Annotated in this window: 16 protein-coding genes and 1 pseudogene; 14 read left to right on the top strand and 3 right to left on the bottom strand. The window is 54.7% G+C overall.

Features of this window, described 5'->3' with window-relative positions:
• Positions 1-165: 165 nt before the first annotated feature.
• From ACTID9_RS25625 to ACTID9_RS25600, 6 genes are all read left to right on the top strand, one after another.
• Positions 166-1,272: a M20 family metallopeptidase gene (locus tag ACTID9_RS25625; protein ID WP_441067976.1), complete on the top strand. Its 1,107-nt coding sequence runs from the start codon at positions 166-168 to the stop codon at positions 1,270-1,272.
• Positions 1,256-2,017, top strand: a complete 762-nt coding sequence (locus ACTID9_RS25620; protein WP_441067973.1) for an SDR family NAD(P)-dependent oxidoreductase — start codon at positions 1,256-1,258, stop codon at positions 2,015-2,017. The genes ACTID9_RS25625 and ACTID9_RS25620 overlap by 17 nt, the downstream gene beginning before the upstream one ends.
• A 36-nt stretch (positions 2,018-2,053) precedes the next feature.
• Positions 2,054-3,412 carry a glutamine synthetase family protein gene (locus ACTID9_RS25615; RefSeq protein ID WP_441067971.1) on the top strand — a complete coding sequence of 453 codons (1,359 nt, stop codon included), beginning with the start codon at positions 2,054-2,056 and terminating at the stop codon, positions 3,410-3,412.
• A 45-nt stretch (positions 3,413-3,457) separates the two neighbouring features.
• Positions 3,458-4,903 (top strand): NAD-dependent succinate-semialdehyde dehydrogenase, encoded by a 1,446-nt coding sequence (locus ACTID9_RS25610; protein ID WP_441067969.1) that lies wholly within the window; start codon positions 3,458-3,460, stop codon positions 4,901-4,903.
• Positions 4,904-4,959: 56 nt separating this feature from the next.
• Complete coding sequence (locus ACTID9_RS25605; RefSeq protein WP_441067967.1) at positions 4,960-6,348, top strand: APC family permease; 1,389 nt, start codon at positions 4,960-4,962, stop codon at positions 6,346-6,348.
• A 623-nt stretch (positions 6,349-6,971) separates the two neighbouring features.
• A complete protein-coding gene (locus ACTID9_RS25600; protein ID WP_441067965.1) occupies positions 6,972-7,280 on the top strand; it encodes a hypothetical protein in 309 nt (102 codons plus the stop codon).
• A 58-nt stretch (positions 7,281-7,338) separates the two neighbouring features.
• Here ACTID9_RS25600 and ACTID9_RS25595 read toward each other — a convergent pair whose 3' ends face one another.
• On the bottom strand, positions 7,339-8,274 hold the full coding sequence (locus ACTID9_RS25595; protein WP_441067963.1) for a DMT family transporter: 936 nt from the start codon (positions 8,272-8,274) through the stop codon (positions 7,339-7,341).
• A 111-nt stretch (positions 8,275-8,385) separates the two neighbouring features.
• Here ACTID9_RS25595 and ACTID9_RS25590 point away from each other — a divergent pair, with 111 nt between their 5' ends.
• The 6 genes and pseudogenes from ACTID9_RS25590 to ACTID9_RS25565 all read left to right on the top strand — a co-directional run bounded on the left by ACTID9_RS25590 (position 8,386) and on the right by ACTID9_RS25565 (position 13,278).
• Positions 8,386-9,819: a PLP-dependent aminotransferase family protein gene (locus ACTID9_RS25590; RefSeq protein ID WP_441067962.1), complete on the top strand. Its 1,434-nt coding sequence runs from the start codon at positions 8,386-8,388 to the stop codon at positions 9,817-9,819.
• Between the two features lie 519 nt (positions 9,820-10,338).
• Complete coding sequence (locus ACTID9_RS25585) at positions 10,339-11,310, top strand: GNAT family N-acetyltransferase (RefSeq protein ID WP_441067960.1); 972 nt, start codon at positions 10,339-10,341, stop codon at positions 11,308-11,310.
• A 45-nt stretch (positions 11,311-11,355) separates the two neighbouring features.
• Positions 11,356-11,604: pseudogene (locus ACTID9_RS25580) on the top strand (SDR family NAD(P)-dependent oxidoreductase); the annotation flags it as partial.
• A 194-nt stretch (positions 11,605-11,798) separates the two neighbouring features.
• On the top strand, positions 11,799-12,128 hold the full coding sequence (locus tag ACTID9_RS25575; RefSeq protein ID WP_441067958.1) for a hypothetical protein: 330 nt from the start codon (positions 11,799-11,801) through the stop codon (positions 12,126-12,128).
• Between the two features lie 156 nt (positions 12,129-12,284).
• Positions 12,285-12,902, top strand: coding sequence for a nitroreductase family protein (locus tag ACTID9_RS25570; RefSeq protein WP_441067956.1), 618 nt, complete (start codon positions 12,285-12,287; stop codon positions 12,900-12,902).
• A 46-nt stretch (positions 12,903-12,948) separates the two neighbouring features.
• Entirely contained in the window at positions 12,949-13,278 is a 330-nt protein-coding gene (locus ACTID9_RS25565) for a putative quinol monooxygenase (protein ID WP_441067955.1), read from the top strand.
• 82 nt (positions 13,279-13,360) lie between these two features.
• Here ACTID9_RS25565 and ACTID9_RS25560 read toward each other — a convergent pair whose 3' ends face one another.
• Positions 13,361-14,290 (bottom strand): response regulator, encoded by a 930-nt coding sequence (locus ACTID9_RS25560; protein ID WP_441067953.1) that lies wholly within the window; start codon positions 14,288-14,290, stop codon positions 13,361-13,363.
• Positions 14,291-14,295: 5 nt separating this feature from the next.
• Positions 14,296-15,579: an ATP-binding protein gene (locus ACTID9_RS25555; protein ID WP_441067951.1), complete on the bottom strand. Its 1,284-nt coding sequence runs from the start codon at positions 15,577-15,579 to the stop codon at positions 14,296-14,298.
• A 152-nt stretch (positions 15,580-15,731) separates the two neighbouring features.
• Between ACTID9_RS25555 and ACTID9_RS25550 the strand changes: the two genes are divergently transcribed.
• Both ACTID9_RS25550 and ACTID9_RS25545 read left to right on the top strand, forming a co-directional pair.
• Positions 15,732-17,009, top strand: coding sequence for a cation:dicarboxylate symporter family transporter (locus ACTID9_RS25550; protein WP_441067949.1), 1,278 nt, complete (start codon positions 15,732-15,734; stop codon positions 17,007-17,009).
• 43 nt (positions 17,010-17,052) lie between these two features.
• Positions 17,053-19,410 carry a WG repeat-containing protein gene (locus ACTID9_RS25545; protein ID WP_441067948.1) on the top strand — a complete coding sequence of 786 codons (2,358 nt, stop codon included), beginning with the start codon at positions 17,053-17,055 and terminating at the stop codon, positions 19,408-19,410.
• Positions 19,411-19,632 lie beyond the last annotated feature (222 nt).

Genomic DNA, 19,632 nt, shown 5'->3' with positions numbered 1-19,632 from the left:
TCTCCATTTGCCGTGGCGAAAAGAATCCGGCGGCATCCGGCCATATTGCGGCAAATCATCGTTTTGATCGACTTGGCACAACTTTTGCACAATCATCTCCGCAACGTTTCCCAAAGGTGAGGATGTCGTTTTTGGGACGACAAGAAAGCAAAGGAGGTGGGTGTGATGGAGGAATCCCTCATCCCGCTAGCCAGCGATCTCATTCGCATGAAAAACACGAGCAGGGAAGCGGTCAACAAATCGGCAGAATATTGCGCGAACTGGTTGCGGAAGCAAGGGCTCAGCGTCAAGGTTGTGGAAAACAAGGGGCTGAAAAGCGTCGTTGCGACCGCAGGGCAGTCTGACAGCGGCAAAACGCTGATCCTGAATGGCCATCTGGATGTGGTGCCAGGAGAAGAGGCCGACTTCATTCCGCGCGTAGAAGCGGGCAAGCTGTTCGGGCGCGGCAGCTACGACATGCTGGGGGCAGTCGCTGCGATGATGGTCGCGACCGCAGACGCAGCCAAGCAGAATGCATCCTGCCAGGTCATGCTGCAGCTTGTCCCGGATGAAGAGACCGGCGGCGCGCATGGCACAGGTTTTTTGGTGGAGGAGGGAGCGCGCGGCGATTTCGTCATCTGCGGCGAACCGACCAATCTCCAGATCGCCGTGCAGGCAAAAGGCGTTTTGCAGCTTTTGGTGGAAACGAGCGGCATTGCCGCGCATGGAAGCCGTCCGTGGCTGGGCAAAAACGCGATCACACACGCGTTTGAGACATACAAGCGGATTGAGCAGCTGGAGTTTTTGCAGGCGAGCAGCACGTTTTTTCCCAAGCCTTCCTTCAACCTGGCCAAAGTGGCGGGCGGCGGGGCGATCAACCAGGTGCCGGATCATTGCGCCTTTTATCTGGATATTCGCTATTTGCCCAATCAGGATGTGGATCGCATCCTCGGCCAAATCCGGCAGGCAGCATCCGATGCAAAGGTAACGGTGCTGCAGCAGGGAGCGCCGGTGCAGACGGATGAGAACGACCGGTTTGTGCGGCTGCTTCAGCAGACGACGAGCGAGCTTGCAGGGTCATCGATCCGATTGTTCGGTCAGGACGGTTCAGCCGACACGCGCTACTATGCCCGTCATGCGATACCTGCCGTCGAATTCGGTCCGATCGGTGCCAATCATCATGGCCCCGACGAATTTGTCGACATTGATTCGCTGTATTTGTACCAACGAATTTTGAACCGGTTTATCACCAACATCGATGAAAGGATGATTTTGCATGAAACTGAAAAATAAAGTGGCGATTGTCACAGGAGCAGGTTCGGGGAATGGGCGCGCGATTGCCCTGCGCATGTTTGAGGAGGGGGCAACCGTCGTCGTGGCGGACATGAACGAAGCAGGCGCGCACGAGACGATCGCGCTCGCGTCGGAAGGCAGCAAGGCGATGGTCGTCAAGGTGGATGTAACCAAGAAGGAAGAAGTGGAAAACATGGTCGCGCAAACGATCCGTGAGCTGGGCAAGATCGACATTCTGGTCAACAACGCGGGGATCGTGGCCTTCACGCCGTTTCTTGAACTGGGCGAAGAGGAGTGGGATCGGGTGCACAACGTGAATTTGAAAGCGCCGTTCCTCTGCTCGCAGGCGGTCGCCAAAGAAATGATCAAGGCCGGCCAAGGCGGGCGGATCATCAATATCACGTCGGTGGAAGCGCATCGCGTCGTCTCCAGCAGCGGCAGCTGCCAGCCGCATTACAACTCGTCCAAAGGCGGCCTGCACATGCTGACCAAAGCGACCGCATTGGAGCTTTCCTCCCACGGGATCACCGTGAATGCCGTAGCTCCCGGCGTAGTGCAGACGCCGTTTACGGAAAAAGGGCTGGCGATTCCGGAAGTCAAGCAGTGGATTCTCGATCGGGTGCCTGTCAAGCGCGTAGGCAAGCCGCAGGATGTCGCCAATGCGGTCGTGTTCCTCGCAACGGATGATGCCGATTACATTACGGGCAGCACGCTGGTTGTCGACGGCGGCTGGACCATTCACTAAGCCTGCCATTTTTGCAGAACGGAGGGAATGAACGCGATGGGAAAAATTGACCTGGAGCAACTGAAAGACCGTGTCCAAAACGGCGAGATCGATATGATCACCGTAGCCGGCGTCGACATGCAGGGGAAGCTGTTCGGCAAAAAGATGCCGGCGCGGTTCTTTTTGGACGATGGGCAGGACGGCATTCATACGTGCGCGATCAACTTCATTTGGGATGTCAGCTTGAAATTTGCAGAAAATTACGCGTTTTGCAATTTTGATACAGGCCTGCATGACATGAAAGTCGTACCTGACATAAGCACGCTGCGCGATTATCCGTGGATTCCGAAAAATGCGATTGTGCTCGGCGACATTTACAACAAGGACGGCTCCGAGGTGAGCATCGCTCCGCGGCACATGCTCAAAAAGCAGCTGAAAAAAGCGGAGGCGCTCGGCTATCGGGCGTTCGCAGCCTCGGAAATGGAGTTTTACATTTTCAAAGAGACGGTAGATTCGGCGCGGGCGAAACAGTTCAGCAACCTGCAGCCGCTGTTCTCGTACCCGATCGATTATTCCATCTACCGGCTGAATGTGGACGATTGGTTTTTGGGGCAGGTGGCGCGTCATCTGGAGGCGATCGGGATTCCGCTGGAAGCGGTCAAAGGCGAGTGGGGCAACGGGCAGATCGAGATCAACGTGAAATATGCCGAGGCGCTGGAAATGGCTGACCGCACCGCCCTTTACAAAAACGCGATCAAAGAGATTGCCGCCCAAAACAACCTGATGGCCACCTTCATGGCCAAGCATGACACGAACGATTCCGGCAGCAGCGGACATACCCATATCAGCCTGTGGGACGAACACGGCACCAACCTGTTTTACGACGCGGACCATCCGTACCGTCTGTCAGACACCGGCCGCTATTTTCTCGGCGGCATGATGGCGCTCGCGCCTGAGCTGATGCTGTTTTACGCACCTTACATCAATTCGTACAAGCGGCTGGCCAACACAGGCGGCGCGCCGAACACGCTGACATGGGGCGAGGACAATCGGACGACCTCCTTCCGCGTGGATGGAAAAGGCAAGTCGTGCCGGATCGAAAACCGCATCCCCGGCTCTGATGTGAACCATTACTTGGTGTTGACCGCGATGCTTGCTTCCGGACTGTACGGCATCGAGCACCAGATCGACATCGCCGCGCCGACGACAGGCGATGCTTCACGAGCACCCGGCGTCAAACGTCTCCCGGCCAATCTGGCGGAAGCGATCAACCAGCTGGAACAAAGCGAAATTGCCCGCCAGCTTTTAGGGGCTGAGGTGGTTGAGCATTATTTGACGGCAGCGAAAAATGAACTGAACGACTACTTCCTGGAAGTCACCGATTGGGAGAGAAAGAAATACTTCGAGTTTATCTAGCAAAAAGCGCATCGATGTAAGGGAAAGAGAGGCGAGGAGAAGCGGATGTACGGGGACAAGTACAATTTTTCATTCATCAATGGGGAAAAAGTTCAGCTGGCGGCTACGAGCGAGGTGATTAACCCGGCGACAGGCGAGGTGATCGGGATCGTCCCGGATGGCGGCGAGGAGCTGACTCGCCGGGCGATCGATGCGGCGGCACAGGCGTTTCCGGCCTGGTCCAAACGGACGGCCGGACAGCGCGCAAGCTATCTGCTCGATTGGGCGGAGCGCGTGCTTGCCGACAAGGAATCGCTCGCACAGCTGCTTTCGCTCGAGCAAGGGAAGCCGCTCGATGAAGCGCGCGGCGAGATCGAGGGCGTTGCCGTTTATATCCGCTGGTATGCGGAGGAGGGCAAACGTGCCTACGGCGAAATCATTCCGGCGTCGCGACCGGGGCAGCAGCTGCTGGTGTTCCGCGAGGCGATTGGCGTTGTTGGCTTGATCACGCCCGCCAACTTTCCGGCTGCGATTCTCGCGATGAAGGTGGCGCCCGCGCTCGCTGCAGGCTGCAGCTTTGTGCTGAAGCCTGCGGAACAGACGCCGATGATCGCGCTCGCGCTGGTGAGCCATCTGTTGGCGACAGGTCTGCCGGCAGGTGTCGCCAACCTGGTCACCGGCGATCCGGCTGAGATCGGCAGCACGCTGCAGGCCGACCCGCGCGTGCGCAAAATCGCCTTTACGGGCTCGACGGCGGTCGGCAAGATTTTGATGAGGCAGGCGGCTGAAAATGTGCAGCGCTTGACGCTGGAGCTTGGCGGCAACGCCCCGGTGGTCGTTTTTCCCGATGCCGATCTCGACAAAGCCGTGGACGGCATCATGGGCAACAAGTTCGAGAACTGCGGGCAAGTCTGCAACGGCATCAACCTGATCTATGCCCACCGTGACATTCATCAGGCATTGGTCGAAAAGCTGGCGGAGCGAATCAAGGCGCTGAAGGTGGCGCACGGAACGGAGCCGGGCTGCCACATCGGCCCGATGATCGACCCGTCCTATCTGGATAAAGTGGAGACGCTGGTCAATGACGCGGTGGAAAAGGGAGCCAGGGTCGTGACCGGAGGCTACCGGATCATGGAGGACGGCTATCGGAACGGTTATTTTTACGCACCGACCTTGCTTGACGGCGTACATGCCGACATGGAGCTGACGCGGCGCGAGATTTTTGGACCGGTTGCACCTGTTCTTACCTTCACCGATGAAGCGGATGTGCTGCAACGCTGCAACGACACGCCATACGGCTTGGCGGGCTACGTTTATACACGCGATGCGGCGCGGATGTTCCGCATGATCGCAGGGCTTCAGGTCGGGAATTTGGCGATCAACGGCACCTCGCTTGCCAATCCGCAGACACCGTTTGGCGGTGTGAAGGAAAGCGGGATCGGCCGCGTGGGCGGGCATCAAGGGCTTGAGGAGTATATGGAATTGAAATACGTGGCGCTTACCCTGGAGTGAGCGCCACTCCTCCCAGGAGGGCTTTTGTCTAAAAAATGAAGAAACGGGGGATGTTCATGTCAGATGTGGCGATTCAAACGACGGAAAATGAGCAAGGCACCAATCTGGGCTACAAGCAAGAACTGAAGCGCAGCCTCACTTTGAAGGACCTGATCATTTACGGCCTGATCACCATGCTGCCGATTGCGCCGATTCAGGTGTACGGCTTGATCGCGCAGGAAAGCTTCGGGATGGCTCCGCTGGTTTATTTGGTCGGGGTTGTCGCGATGGTCTTCACCGCCATGAGCTACAGCCAGATGAGCAAGGAGTTTCCCATCGCAGGCTCGGTTTATTCGTATGTGCAGCGCGGGCTCAATCCGCACATCGGATTCGTGACCGGCTGGCTTATTGCGGTGGATTACATTATGGCGCCAGCGTTGCTGACGGCTTTTTCGGCGATGTGGCTGGGCAGCATTTTGCCGGGTGTCCCGACCTTTGTCATCATTTTCATCTTCCTTGCCATCAATACGTTCATCACCGCCCGGGGCGTCAGTCTGACCGCCAGAGCCAACACGATCTTCCTCATCCTGGAGCTGGCGATCCTCGTGATCTTCCTCGGTTTCGCCATCAAGTACGTCTTCATCGACGGGCACGGAACCGGCGGCTTCTCGCTGGCACCGATCTTCCAGCCTGACAAAATCGATTTCCATTTTATCGCAAGCGCCGCATCCATCGCCGTGCTCGGCTTCCTTGGCTTCGACGTGATCAGCACCTTGTCGGAGGAAGTGAAAAATCCGCAAAAAACCGTCGGAAAAGCCACCGTCGGCGCATTGGTGATCATCGGCACGATCTTCATGCTGCAAACCTACCTCGCTGCGCTCGCGCATCCTGACTATGCAGGACTCGACCCGGATATGGCCTTTTTTGACATCGCTCGCGAAGTGGGCGGCGATTTCCTGTATTACGCGTTCATTCTGGTCGGCGTAGCGGCGGTCGGCATCGCCAATGCGCTCGCGATCCAATCGGCGATCTCCCGAATCATCTACTCGATGAGCCGCGACAAGCTGCTTCCGTTCTCCGGCATCTTGGGCAAAATCCATCCGGTTTACAAAACGCCGTTTAACGCAACGATCTTCGTCGGCCTCGTCTCGTTTGTCGTCGCGCTGCTCGTCTCGATCGAAAACATCGTGCAACTGATCAATTTCGGCGCACTCACATCTTTCATGGTGCTGAACCTGACCGTATTCGTGCACTTCTACCTGAAAAAAGGCCGCCGCGACGCCAAAGGATTTGTGAATTATTTGCTGCTCCCAGTGATCGGCTTCCTGATCATCTTCTACGTCTGGTCGGGATTCGATTGGATGACGTTTGCTGTCGGGACCAGTTGGCTGATCATCGGGGTCATTCTCGGCGCTGTCAAATCGAAAGGATATAAAGAAGTTCCGCCGGTTTTGCGAGATATGTAAGATTCGTGGATACGAGCTGCAGCCAAGGGATTTTCGAAAAAAAGTGAAACGCAAGCCTTTGACAGGACCGACCGAGGCGGAGCAGAAAAACGGAACGTCATTCGCGCCCAACATCATCCACGAGATACACCCGCCGCGCAGCGTGTGGCATTTGGGCGCGGTTCCGTTTTTCTGCGGAGCCGTGCAGTCAATCCTTCAGCGGGTCCGGTTAACAGCGGCGTGTAACTTTTTTTCGAAAATCCCGGGACCTCCGCCGCAGCCAAGGGATTTTCGAAAAAAAGTGAAACGCAAGCCTTTGACAGGACCGACCGAGGCGGAGCAGAAAAACGGAACGTCATTCGCGCCCAACATCATCCACGAGATACACCCGCCGCGCAGCGTGTGGCATTTGGGCGCGGTTCCGTTTTTTTGCGGAGCCGTGCAGTCAATCCCCCAGCGAGTCCAGTCAACAGCGGCGTGTAACTTTTTTTCGAAAATCCCGGTACCTGCACAAAAGCCAAATGCCTTCCCGCATGCTCACCGAGTGAGGGAATTTCGACGAGGGTGCCGGTTTTTTTCACTCCTGCCAAGCGAGCGCAAAGCTGTGCTAACATAAAAGCACAACAAAAGAGAGGACGGTGTGCATGAGCCAGGCTTGCAAAATCAAGTTCAGGCAGGATACGCTGCGGGTGAGGAGCATTCTTTGCGACCATGATCCGCTCGGCTTGATCCGGAGTGGGGCACCAGCGGATGAGTATGACCGGCACGCGGCCAAAACATTGATCATCTTGCACAAAATCAAAAACGGCCAGCAAACATCGGCTGACCTCCATGCTTATCTGAAGGCACTGGGCGACCATGCGGAAATCGATGCGCTCTGTGCCGAGCTGCTCGCGGTGGCAAAGGGGCTCGACGATGAATCCCCACCCACCCCTCATTCGAGCCAATCGTAAAATTAGCCGCTTGCGACGAGGCAGTATGCCTGTGCGAGCGGCTTTTGCTGCGAAAATGCTAGCCTTCCCCTTGCAGATCGCTTGCCTTCAACGGCTTCCGAAACGTCTGCCGCAGCCCTTCCCAATTGACGAACACGATGCCGATAATCGTGATGACGGCGCCCATCGCCATGAACCATGTCACGGTTTCATGATAGAGGATCATGCCCAGAACCATCGCGATGATCGGGGAGATATACAGCCAGGTGGAGGGGAAAACGGGATTGGTTTTGGCGACCAGCCAATAAAAGATGGTGTGGGCGACCATGGAGCCGATGACAACCAGATACAAGAGCGATGCGAGCGCCTTCCCGGTAAACATCGCTTGCAGCGTCTGCGCATGGAGCGGTTCGGTGAACAGGGAGAGAAGCAGCAGCAACGCGCCGCCATACGTCATTTGGGCGGCGTTGAGGGCAATCGGCGATGTATCGGCGAAGCGGCGGATGACCCGCTTGGAATACAAGGCCCCCGATGAGTAAAACACTTGCCCGAGCAAAATCGCCAGGCAGCCGAACAGCCACAGCAGGCTCGCTTTCATGGACACTTGCGGGAGCACGATGAGAGTCACCCCGCCAAGGCCGATCAGGCAGCCGACGACGGCATTGCGGGCGACTTTTTCGCGCAGGGCGGTTGCCTGCAAAAGCAAAATCATCATCGGCGCCGTCGCGGACAAGATCGCGGCAGTTCCCGATGACACGTGCTGTTCAGCCCAATAGAGGGGCGCGAACGTGCCGAAGGTGAGGCCGATTGCCGTCAACAGCATCTCCTTATGCAAAAGCAGCGAAAGCCGCGCTTTCTTTTTCACGATCATCCACGCCAACAGCAGTACGCCCGCCAGAAAAAAACGCAGTCCCGCAGAAAAAAACGGCGGGGCTCCCGCATCGATCCCGACTTTGATTGCCAAAAACGTGGTTCCGAAAATCAAGCACATGATGAGGTAATTCAAAATGACCATGGTAACGCCTCCTTGGTACCGATTATAAGAAGACAAAGACAGAACAGATCATTGTTGACAGAACAGATTGGGCGGAGATTTGGTATGATAAGGGGGGAGGGGGAGTCTGTGATGACTAAGGTTTTCTTGTCCGGCGCGGGCAGCAAGCCGCTGTTCGAGCAAGTTTATGAATATATCAGCACGCGTATCCAGCGGGGAGAATGGAAAGATGACGAGAAGCTCCCGTCCGTACGCGAGCTTGCCGCCGAACTGGAGGTTCACCGGTTGACCGTCTTCAAGGCGTATCAGCTGCTGAAGGACGCGCGGCTCGTGTATGTAAAGGATAAATCCGGTTATTATGTCCACCCCGGCAACCGGTTGCCGTTTCGCGACATCGATTCGCCGATCGTGTCGTCCTATATTCAGAAAAGCCATCTGTCCGAAATTCATCGGGTGCCCGCCACCTACCAGTTTTCCTACGCCCTGATCGATCCCAATCTGCTGCCGAACCGCTATTTTTCCGAATATGTAAAGGAGATTTTCGACCTGTATCCAAAGGTGCTCAGTTCCTATTCGACGGTGCAGGGAGATGAGGAGCTGCGCGAGACATTGTCGCGCTACTTTACGGAGCAGCATCGCTTCCATCTGCCGCCTGAAGACATTCTGATCACGTCGGGCTCCCAGCAGGCGATCGCGCTGGTGGCGCGGATGCTGGTGCAGCCGCTCGATACCGTGCTGCTCGAACGCCCGACCTACAGCGCTGCCATCGATATTTTCCGGCAGCAAGGTGCGCAGATTATCCCGATCGACATTCATCCGGATGGGTATGATCTGGATCAGCTGGAACAGGTGATGAAGCAGTTCAAGCCGCGCTTGTTTTACCTGAACCCGACATTTCACAACCCGACGGGCTATACCGTCCCGGCCGCGCAGCGCAAAAGGCTTGTGGAGATGGCGGAGGAGCATCGCTGCTTCCTGGTCGAGGACGACCCGTTTCATGACATGTATTTTCAGCAGGAGCCGCCTACGCCAATGTTCACCTATGGGACGGAAGGCTATGTCATCTACATCCGCAGCTTCAGCAAATACATTGCGCCCGGTCTGCGGATCGCTGCCGTTTGCTGCCGCCCTGCGCTGATGAACCATCTGTTTGCCGTCAAATCGCTGGCGGACAACGGCACCCCGCTATTGAACCAGAAGGTGTTCCACCATTATTTCACGTCGCAGCGGCTGCAGCAGCACATTGAAAAACTGCGCATCGCGCTTGCCATACGCAAAAATATTCTGGAAGAGGAGCTGGCCAAGACTGATTGGAAGTGGCACAGCCCTGCAGGCGGTCTCAACCTCTGGATCGAGCTTCCGGAGACGCTCCCGCTGGATGCGCTTTTGGCGAATAGCATCGGGCAGTCCGTTTCGTTCGTCCCCGGCTCCATCTGCGATCCGGCGAAACGCGCGGATTCCTGGATACGCCTGAGCTACTCGTACATCAACGAACAGCTGTTGCGCGACGGGGCGAGGCGGCTGATTCAGATCGCCGACGAATTGGAGCAGCAGACAAAACGATAAGGCTTCAGCACGTTAGAAAACCTGGCTACGCCATGCTTTTTGGCTTAAGCCGCGGTTGCACTTATACTGGATAAGATTTTATAAAATCTTATCTGTACAAAAAAGAGCAGCTGTCCGATTAGCGGCAGCTGCTCTTATCGTCTCCTTCGCCGCTCCCAACGTCCCCGTGCAGGGGATGACGAGCAGAATCGCCACAGCGATTTCACCGCAGGCGATAAACAGGTTGTACAGCGGGGAATAGCCGAAAAAATGCCAGGCCAGACTCAGCGCCGGGACGAACGGCCCGGTGGAAAACTGCCCAGGAAAGATTTTACAGTTGTCTTGCGGTTTTGTAAGGAAAAGGGAGAGGAATTTCACATGCTGCTGTGAAATAGAGCTTTGATTGACTATACAAAATATGGTATTCTTTTTGTAACTATCGTAACTTATTTTATAAGTTACATAATGCGAAAAGGGGAGTGATAATGATGTTCACCCGATTCATAGCGAATCATATTCCACAAGGAAAGAAGGAAAGTTATGACATCATTCGTTGTTCGCCCGATCAAGCAAGAGGAATGGGAGAAGTTTGCCGCAATCGGGTGTGCGCCTGAGCATGTGGCAGGCTGTCAACGCTATCTGGAGCAGATGCTGGCCGCAGGATCGATGCGCATCGATTGGTGTTTTGTCGCGGAGGAAGCGGGCCAGCTCATCGGACGTATCGCGAGCTGGACGCTGCCATCGGTCGGAAAGCCGCTTGATTTCGTGCTGCTCGACCTTCCCTGGGAGCGGGAAGATTATGTGGCGATCGGCTCGGCATTGGTGCATGAGGTAGTGGCGCTTGCCCGCAGCCTCGGCGGGGAGCAGATCGGTCATGTGCTGGATACGCCGGCTGTGTCGCCCCAATGGCAGCATCATCCGGAACGGCGGCAAACATTGCTTGCCCATCTCGGTTTTCAGGTCGAGCGCAAGACCGACCGGTTCGAATGGAACTCCGCTGTGCAGGCGGGTGAACTCGATTCCAGGAGCGCCGCCGCGAAAAAGGCTGGCGAGCTGCGGTACCGTTCGCTTGCGGACGTGGGCCAGAACGCATTCGTTCAGGCGGTCATGCGGGTATCGGAGGGGACGTTTGACCAATTCATTCGCGAGGAGCGCGAGCGATTGGGCGCCCTTGAACAAGCCCATTCGTTTTTTACCGAGCTGCAGCGCATGGCCTATGAGCCACACTGGTGGCAGCTTGCCTATACGCCCGGTGGCGAGCTGGTCGGGCTGATCATGCCGACACAAACCCCGGGGTTCGCCACGATCGGCTATATCGGCGTGGTGCCGGAACAGCGGGGGAAAGGGTATGTCCATGCGCTGCTGTATCATGGCACGAGGATGTTGCTCGACAGCGGAGCCACGGTCATCCGAACGGATACGGATGTCGATAACGTGCCGATGGCGCAAGCGTTCCGCGCGGCAGGGTACGATCACTTTACGTCGCGGAGCGAATATTTGGTAAAAGGATAGGTAACGATCCAGTTTTCGTCCGCTCTCTCTGGTATACTCGGGAGAAAAATAGATCGAGTCATCGACGTGAACGTAAAAGGATTTGTGTACGGCTCCAAGCTGTTTGGAGCCCTTTTGCTGGAACAGCAGCGGCGAGGCGTCATCGTCAATATGTCGTCCGTATCTGGCGAAGAAGGCAGCTCGGATGCGGTGTATGGGCTATCCGCTCATACAGTGCTCTTCTTGCTTTCGGAAAACGCGAGGAATTACACCGGTGCCACATTCGATCTCAATAATGGCTGCTATCTCCGATAAAACCGCCGAATTGGAAAAACTGGCTGCACTTATATCTGTTCAACAAAGAAAAAGGGGCAGAGGAGCAAACATACATTTGCTCTCCTGTCCCTCTTTTCACGTTGCTAAGCCGTTTCCTGCTGAAGCTTGGCCCGATTTTTAACAATCATCTCGTGTTTCACAGCAAAGACATCACCGGAAAGAGTTACTCTCCCGTGTCAAAACGGCTCGCCCCGCGGGTGATGGTCGGGGGCAAAACCGTGACGCTGAGCGATTTTTTGTGGGAGGAAGGGGCCCGAGAAGTATACAACGAGAGCATTTACCGCTACGCGTGCACGGTAAAAAAAACGGAAATGATCCCGGAAGGAACAATCCCGGATGAAATTCACCTCGATAATGCAAACTTTGTTTTAGAGAAAACGCCGCCCGCTGCAGAGGCGCTGAACGCTCCGGTCATGATGGACGAACAAGATCGGCAGCTGCAAGGGTCCGTTGCAATCGACGGCCGAATCTATGGGACTGCAGCTCGTCATTGCAGACGTTGAGCTGGTTCAATCCGATTTATATGCGATACTTGCGGAGCAAAAATTGCGTGTGCTGTAATGTGCAAAACAGCGAAAAGAACAATGGAAAGGTACTTAACAATTGTAAGTGAGTTGGGTATAATAGGGCTCACGAGATAAAAAAGGAGTGGATTTGCTATGACACAAACCAGCCAAAGCTTGACTGCCATCGAAGTAATGAAAGAACGCCATTCTGTTCGCCAATATGAGCCTGGGGTAAAAATTCCGGAAGCCGACCTGCAGGAAATCCTGTCCCTCGCTGCCAGTGCGCCATCCTCTTGGAACCTGCAGCATTGGCGTTTTCTCGTCATTCAAGACGAGGCAAACAAGCAAAAGCTGCTGCCGATCGCATACAACCAACAGCAAGTCGTTGACGCGTCCGCTGTCGTAATGGTGCTTGGCGATTTGCAAGCGAACCTGGCCGCGCCTGAAGTCTATGCCAGCGCAACGCCGGAAATCCGCGACATGATGGTCAAACAAATCGAAGGCGCGTATGCCAACAACCCGCAGCTTGCCCGCGATGAAGCGATCCGCAATGCTTCTTACGCTGCGATGCAATTGATGCTCGCGGCAAAAGCGAAAGGCTACGATTCCGTACCGATGGGCGGATACAACCCAGCAGCGCTGATCCAGGAGTTCAACATTCCGGAGCGTTACGTGCCAACATTGATGCTGCCGATCGGAAAAGCGGCCAAACCGGCTCGCCCGACCGAACGCCTTCCGCTCGCACAGCTGGTCATCAACGAGCGCTTCTAAACAGCGAGCGATGGAGCCAATCCGCCGCAACGAGGGAGAAACCGCCATGCTTATGGTCCATGTCCATTTTCATGTGAAAGAAGAGCATATCGAGGCATTCAGGGAGGCGACGCTGGAAAACGCGCGCAACAGCATCAAGGAGCCGGGAGTCGCCCGCTTTGATGCCTTGCAGCAGCAGGACGATCCGTCCCGCTTCGTTTTGGTCGAGGTATACCGAACGGCGGAAGATCAGCAGAAGCATCGGGAGACCGCGCATTTTGCCACATGGCGGGCAGCGGTGATGGACATGTTGGCCGAGCCGTATACGTTCGTCAAATACGACGGCCTGTTCCCGGCCGAATCGGTCTGGTTGGGAGACGGGCAAGATCAGGCATAGCTTTACAAGCGAAATACCCATTGCGAGCAAAAAGAGCACCCTTACGCCAATGATGGCGCGGGGCGCTCTTTTTTTCTTTGGTTTACAGCTGATTTAGCAGCCGCTTTGCTTCCAGATACAAGACGTAAACGAACTTTTTCGGGTTGATTTTGGCGGTAGAAGAGGAGGTGTCCGTCTGGTTTTCCAGCTCCAGCATTTTTTTGCGCACCTCGGTGAAATCGAAGAACTTGGACGCGTAGTTTTCAAAAATCGGATTGGCGTAGTCGGTCAGGCCAAGTGAAGCCAGATGGGACAGCGCCTGCGAGATGGCTCGCCTGATTCGCTGCTCCGATGCCTTCACTTCCTTTTGCAAGGCTGCGCTCGTCGCGTCTTCCCCCAGTTTTTTGACTGCTACACATTGATACAGGTCTTTCAATGCCGGAAACTGCGTCTCATAGAGGGCGGCCGCTTCGGGGCTGGCGATGTATTCGAGCATGTCGAGCAAGTCTTTGCTGCCGCTTTCGCCGATCATGCCCAGCTCGCTTAACACATGCTTGCCTGCCGTGCGAATGGATTTTTCTGCGGGGATGGCCGGTTTGGTCTCAGGCGACTTGCCCAAATTCAGCGCGCTAAGCGACCGCTGAATGTCTTCCACTGACCGCTGCAGGCGAATCCGCTCGCTTACCTTTTGGATGACGGTGATCACTTCCAGTCGGTTGATCGGCTTGGTGATGTAATATTCGATCCCGAGCGAGTACGCTTCGGCAATCATCTCTTTCGATTCGATTTGCGAGATCATGATGATTTTTCCCGCGAAAAACGGGGCGATCTGGCGGATGGTTTCAATGCCGTCCTGAATCGGCATCAGGAGATCGATCAGCAAAATGTCCACCTGCTTGAGCGCAAGCAGTGATTCGTTTACAAAGGAACCGTCCTCCGCTTCTCCCGCAATCGTTCCGAGGTCAGCATCCTCGATAATATGGGTGAGCATGGTACGGACAGCCGGATCGTCATCCGTAATAAAAAAACGCATGGGAATCACCCCTTTTTCTTCATGTGGGCATGTATACGTGCTTTCGGCAGCTTGACGGTAAAGGTCGTCTCGCCGGGGATGGAGTCGACTGTCACATGCCCGTCCAGGCTGTCCACAACTTCCTTCACATACGTAAGCCCAATCCCTGTGGACGGCTGGCCGGTCAAGTCGAATTTGGTCGTGAAGCCGGGCGTGAACAGCACCTGCGGATCTTTTGCCTTGATTCCCGGGCCGTTGTCAGTGACTTGCAAAATCACCCAGCTGCCTTCCTGCCGGATCACAATGGCGATGCGGCCGCTTTCAGGAATGGCTTCGATGGCATTGGTCACCAGGTTGTTCAGCAAGGAGAGCGTCGTATAAATCGGAAAAGGCATCTCGGGCAGATCGCAGCGCCAGTCAATCTCAATCTCTTTGCCTACCAGGCGGGCGTATTTGAGGTTGGCTCGCACGGCGATTCGCCCCAGCTCGGCAAGCGGCATTTCGTCCGTCGCATTTTCATTGGAGATCATTTTGGACAGTCCGGCATAAATCCGCTGGTTGTCCTTTTTGATTTCGTGCACCTGTCCGGCGATGTGGAGCGCGGTCTGCGCGAACGCCTCGGACTGGCCCAGCGGGTGCTCCTTTAGTTTACGATAAAAATCATAGCAATTTCTCGTGATTTCTTCCGAGTGGCGCAGATTTTTTTTCAGCAAAATGGATTCCTCGTACAAATCAGACACAAGCATCAGGATGTGGGCATGACGCTTGCGCTGCTGGGCCTCCAGCCGCTGTGACTGCCTCAGCTCGATCAAGGCGAAAAAGCTGAGCACGAAGAAGCTGCGCAGAATGGCAAACGCCGTGATTTTGCCGAGCGTCGCGATGGTGAAGATGTCGCTCGCAGGCTCGCGCAACAGCAGCTCGATAATATTGCCCAAAATCTCCACGGCTGTTCCCAAAAGACCAACCAGCAACGGTCGATGATGAAAGCGGTTGATGCGAAACAGCGAGTAGAAGCAGCCGAACGATAGGTAGAAAAAGAAGACGGGTATATAGGAGTGGAACGAGCTGTACACGGAAAAGCCGTCCGCCGCATAAAACCAGTCCAATCCGATGCGGAACAGCACCACCGCGATGCCGACAGCCAGTCCGGACAAATAGGATGGAATGCGGGGCAGCCACAGCAAAAAGAAAAAGAATGCGGTCGTGCCGAAGCTGACCCGAAAATCATTGGCAAACGGGTAAAATTTCCATTCACCAGCCAGCGGGACGACGACCAGCATCAGCAAAAACATGTAGAAGGTTTCTCTCATTGCATACACTCTTTTCGCAGAAATCGTAGAAAAATCTTGGAATTTGCAGATTATTCTCTAAGGAAATATAGATTTTTGTAGTTTTTTATAGGTATACGCTTACATTTAGACAATATCACCATACTTGCGCAAATGCAAAGAAAGGGGACCTTATGAAAAAATACGGATTAGCTGTCCAGATTTTGATCGGTCTGGCACTTGGTATTCTTGTTGGTGCACTCTTTTTTGGAAATCCATCTGTTGAACAGTATTTACAGCCAATCGGCGATATTTTTATTCGATTGATCAAAATGATCGTGGTTCCGATCGTCGTCGCTTCTCTGGTCATTGGGGTTGCCAGCGTCGGAGACATGAAGCAGCTCGGGAAAATCGGCGGGAAAACGATTCTGTATTTTGAAATTGTCACGACCATTGCGATTGTTGTGGGATTGCTGGCCTCGAATATTTTTCAGCCGGGCGTCGGCGTCGACATGAGCCATCTGGCGAAAACGGACATCCACTCTTATGTGGAAACGGCGGAAACCGCCACACACCACAGCTTCGTTGATACATTCGTCAACATCGTGCCGAAAAACATTTTTGATGCATTAACCAAAGGCGATATGCTGGCGGTCATTTTCTTCTCCGTCCTGTTCGGCCTCGGCGTAGCGGCGATCGGGGAGCGGGGGAAACCGGTTCTGGCCTTCTTTGAAGGGGTTGCCGAGACGATGTTCTGGGTAACGAACCAAATCATGAAATTCGCGCCATTCGGTGTTTTTGCCTTGATTGGCGTAACCGTTTCCAAATTCGGCTTGAGTTCTTTGGTGCCGTTAGGAAAGCTGGTTTTGCTGGTGTACGGCACGATGTTCCTGTTCATCGTTCTCGTCATGGGCGGTATTGCCAAAATGGTCGGGACAAGCATTTTCGCGATCATCCGCATCCTCAAGGACGAGATTTTGCTGGCGTACTCCACAGCAAGCTCGGAGACCGTTTTGCCGAAAATCATCGAGAAGATGGAAAAGTTCGGCTGTCCGAAGGCGATCACCTCTTTTGTCGTGCCGACCGGATATTCGTTTAACCTGGACGGATCGACACTGTACCAAGCGCTGGCTGCGATTTTCATCGCGCAGATGTACGGCGTTCACCTGTCGATCGGCAGCCAGATCACACTGATGCTGGTGCTGATGGTGACCTCCAAAGGGATCGCGGGCGTGCCGGGCGTATCGTTCGTCGTCTTGCTGGCGACGCTGGGCTCTGTCGGCATTCCGCTCGAAGGTCTCGCGTTCATCGCGGGTATCGACCGTATTCTCGACATGGCGCGCACCGTCGTGAATGTCGTGGGCAACGCGCTCGCTGCAGTGGTCATCTCCAAGTGGGAAGGCAAGTATGACAGCGCAAAAGGAAAAGTGTATTTGCAAAGCTATCAAACCAATAGCCGCAAAGCAGCATAAACACCAAACAGCCACCCGGGTGCATGACGGGTGGCTGTTTTCTTTGATAGAGAGTAGGTCATCCGGCAGCGTCGGGTTGGCCTTTTTCTTGTGGGCGGCGTTTTACCGGTACGTATCGTGGATCGGCGCGAATACGGTTTCGCTGGAATCGCGGGCGCGTCAGTATAGGCTACCCCGCGACTTAAACAAACTGGCAGCTGGGCACCTTTTGCAGGCACGAACATATGCTGTGAAAAAAACGGTTTGGAGTGTTTTGCAGATGTGGGATGAACGGAAAGTGCTTGAGGTGGTTCGCAAGCATCTGCCGCCGACAGCAGAAATATGCCGGGAGGACGACTGGCCTCGTCGCGCATGTGTGCGTCTGGAAGATGTGGACGGCGATGGGATGCAGGAGATAGTGGGTACATACCACTTGGAAGGCAACACGTACATTATGGGACTGAAGGTGGATGAGTCAGGCTGGCAGGTGGTCGCCAATCTGATCGGCAGCCACCGGTACCCTCATGATTTTTACCGTGGTGGTGCTCCTTATTACTGGTATTATCTCGCCGAAGCCCAGCTCAAGGCGAATCTGCCGCAGCAAGCGGTGAAATCGATTGAAGCTGGCTGGCGATTAAAAGAAGCCGGTCCATCGCGCGAAGCTTGGCTGGAATTGCTGCAGCAAGTGCGGATTGAATTGGTCAGGCAAACGGTGAACCTGTTTCCGGCGTCGGTCAAAACCGATCGGGGGACGAAATGGGGCTATATCAACGACAAAGGGCAGCTGGTTATCGAGCCGCGCTATGATTTTGCCGACGATTTTCAGGAAAATGGCTTGGCGATCGTCACGCTCCTGGATAAAAACGGGCTGATTGATAAAGACAACAAGTACGTGATTGTGCCGAAATATGATGCCATCACACGGTTTTCGCAAGACCGCGCCGCTGTCGTCGACAACGCCGGCTTCCATGTGATCAATGAAAAAGGCGAGATTTTGACCGACAAGCCGTACAGCTTCATCGGCATGTATCAGGAGGGCAGGGCGTTGTTTTCGCAAGTCGATCCCCAGGGCACGAGCCATTACGGCTATTTGGACCGGGACGGTAAAGAAGTGATTCCCGCCACGTATCAAAGCGGGACCGACTTCCATGAAGGGCGGGCAGTCGTGCAGGCAAGGCCGAATGAATTCATTCTGATCGGCCGCAACGGCGAGCGTCTGCACACATTCGCGTATGCCAATGTCGGGCAGGCGGGAGACGGTCTCCTCGCGTTTCAGGAGACGGAAAATGGCCCTTATGGGTATGTAGACGAAAAAGGCAACGTCGTGATCACCCCCCGTTTCTTGACCGCGCAGCCTTTCGAGAAGGGGAGGGCCATCGTCAATGCGGCGAAAGACTTTGCGGAGAACAATCAATACGGCTTGATCGATAAAAAAGGAACGTTCCTCATTCCGGGAGAGTACAACGATATCCATTGGCTGAAGGAAAACCGGGTGGCTGTCGGCAAGGCGAGAGATTCGCAGCGGCCTTACCTCGGCTCCAGATTCGCGATTGCGGATACGGACGGCAAAATCTTGACCGATTTTCTTTACAACGAAGTGATGGAATACCAGGACGGCAAAGCATCTGCCAATGATGACCGGCATACGTTTTTCATCAACCGTGGAGGGCAAATCGACCGGTTTTTCCCCATGCTGGAGGGAAGCGGCACGCTGACACAGGAAAACGATCTGGTCAAAGCGCTGATCAACCAGCGCGTATCGTACTATACGCGCACAGGTAAACCCGTCTGGCGGCAAAATACGGTGATCCCGCTGACCGATCAATTCCGTGTCCGGGAAGAGCTGTTTAACCCGAACAAAGACTATATCGTCTACTATCCGCGAGTCGAGGGCATGGCCAACAAAGACGCGCAAAACAACATAAACGACCGGCTCAAGGACATGTCGCAGGTGAAGCCGATTCCGGCCAACGAACAGCTGGACTACAGCTATTCGGGAGACTTCTCGGTCGAGTTTTTCCGCAAGCATCTGCTTGTGCTGCTGCTGGTCGGCTACAATTTCCCCTTTGGCGCTGCACATGGCATGCCGACGCAGACATACGCGCACATCGATCTGGTTAAAGGAAAGATGTACCAGCTCAAAGACCTCTTCAAGCCAAACAGCAATTATGTAAAAGTGCTGAGTGAAATCGTCGGGAATTTGATCAAGAACGACCCGCAGTACTCCTACGTCTTCCCAGGCAGCTACAAGGGCATCAAGCCGGACCAACCGTTCTATGTCAAACAGGACGCGCTGTATCTATATTTTGCGCCGTATGAAATCGGACCGTATGCCGCAGGCTTCCCGACCTTCCGCATCCCGTTTGCGCAAATCATGGATATTATCGATACTGAGGGCGATTTCTGGCAATCGTTTCATTGAAATATATGTAAGAAGGGATGGACCATTTTATGGTTTTCATCCTTTTTATCTATTTATCGAGCAGCGAAGGGATTTTCCGAAAAAAAGCGGCACGCAGCCTTGGCGATGCCTACCAGGCGGAGTGGAAAAAGGGAAACGTCTTTCGCGCCACATCTACTTCCTTGAGATGCTTCCGCCGCGCAGCGTGTGGCTTTGGGGCGCGGTTTCCCTTTTTCCACGGAG

It is taken from the genome of Brevibacillus fluminis (genome assembly GCF_052072235.1).
In the GTDB taxonomy this organism is placed as follows: Bacteria; Bacillota; Bacilli; order Brevibacillales; family Brevibacillaceae; genus Brevibacillus_D; species Brevibacillus_D fluminis_A.
This window is presented reverse-complemented; position numbering and strand designations above follow the sequence as displayed.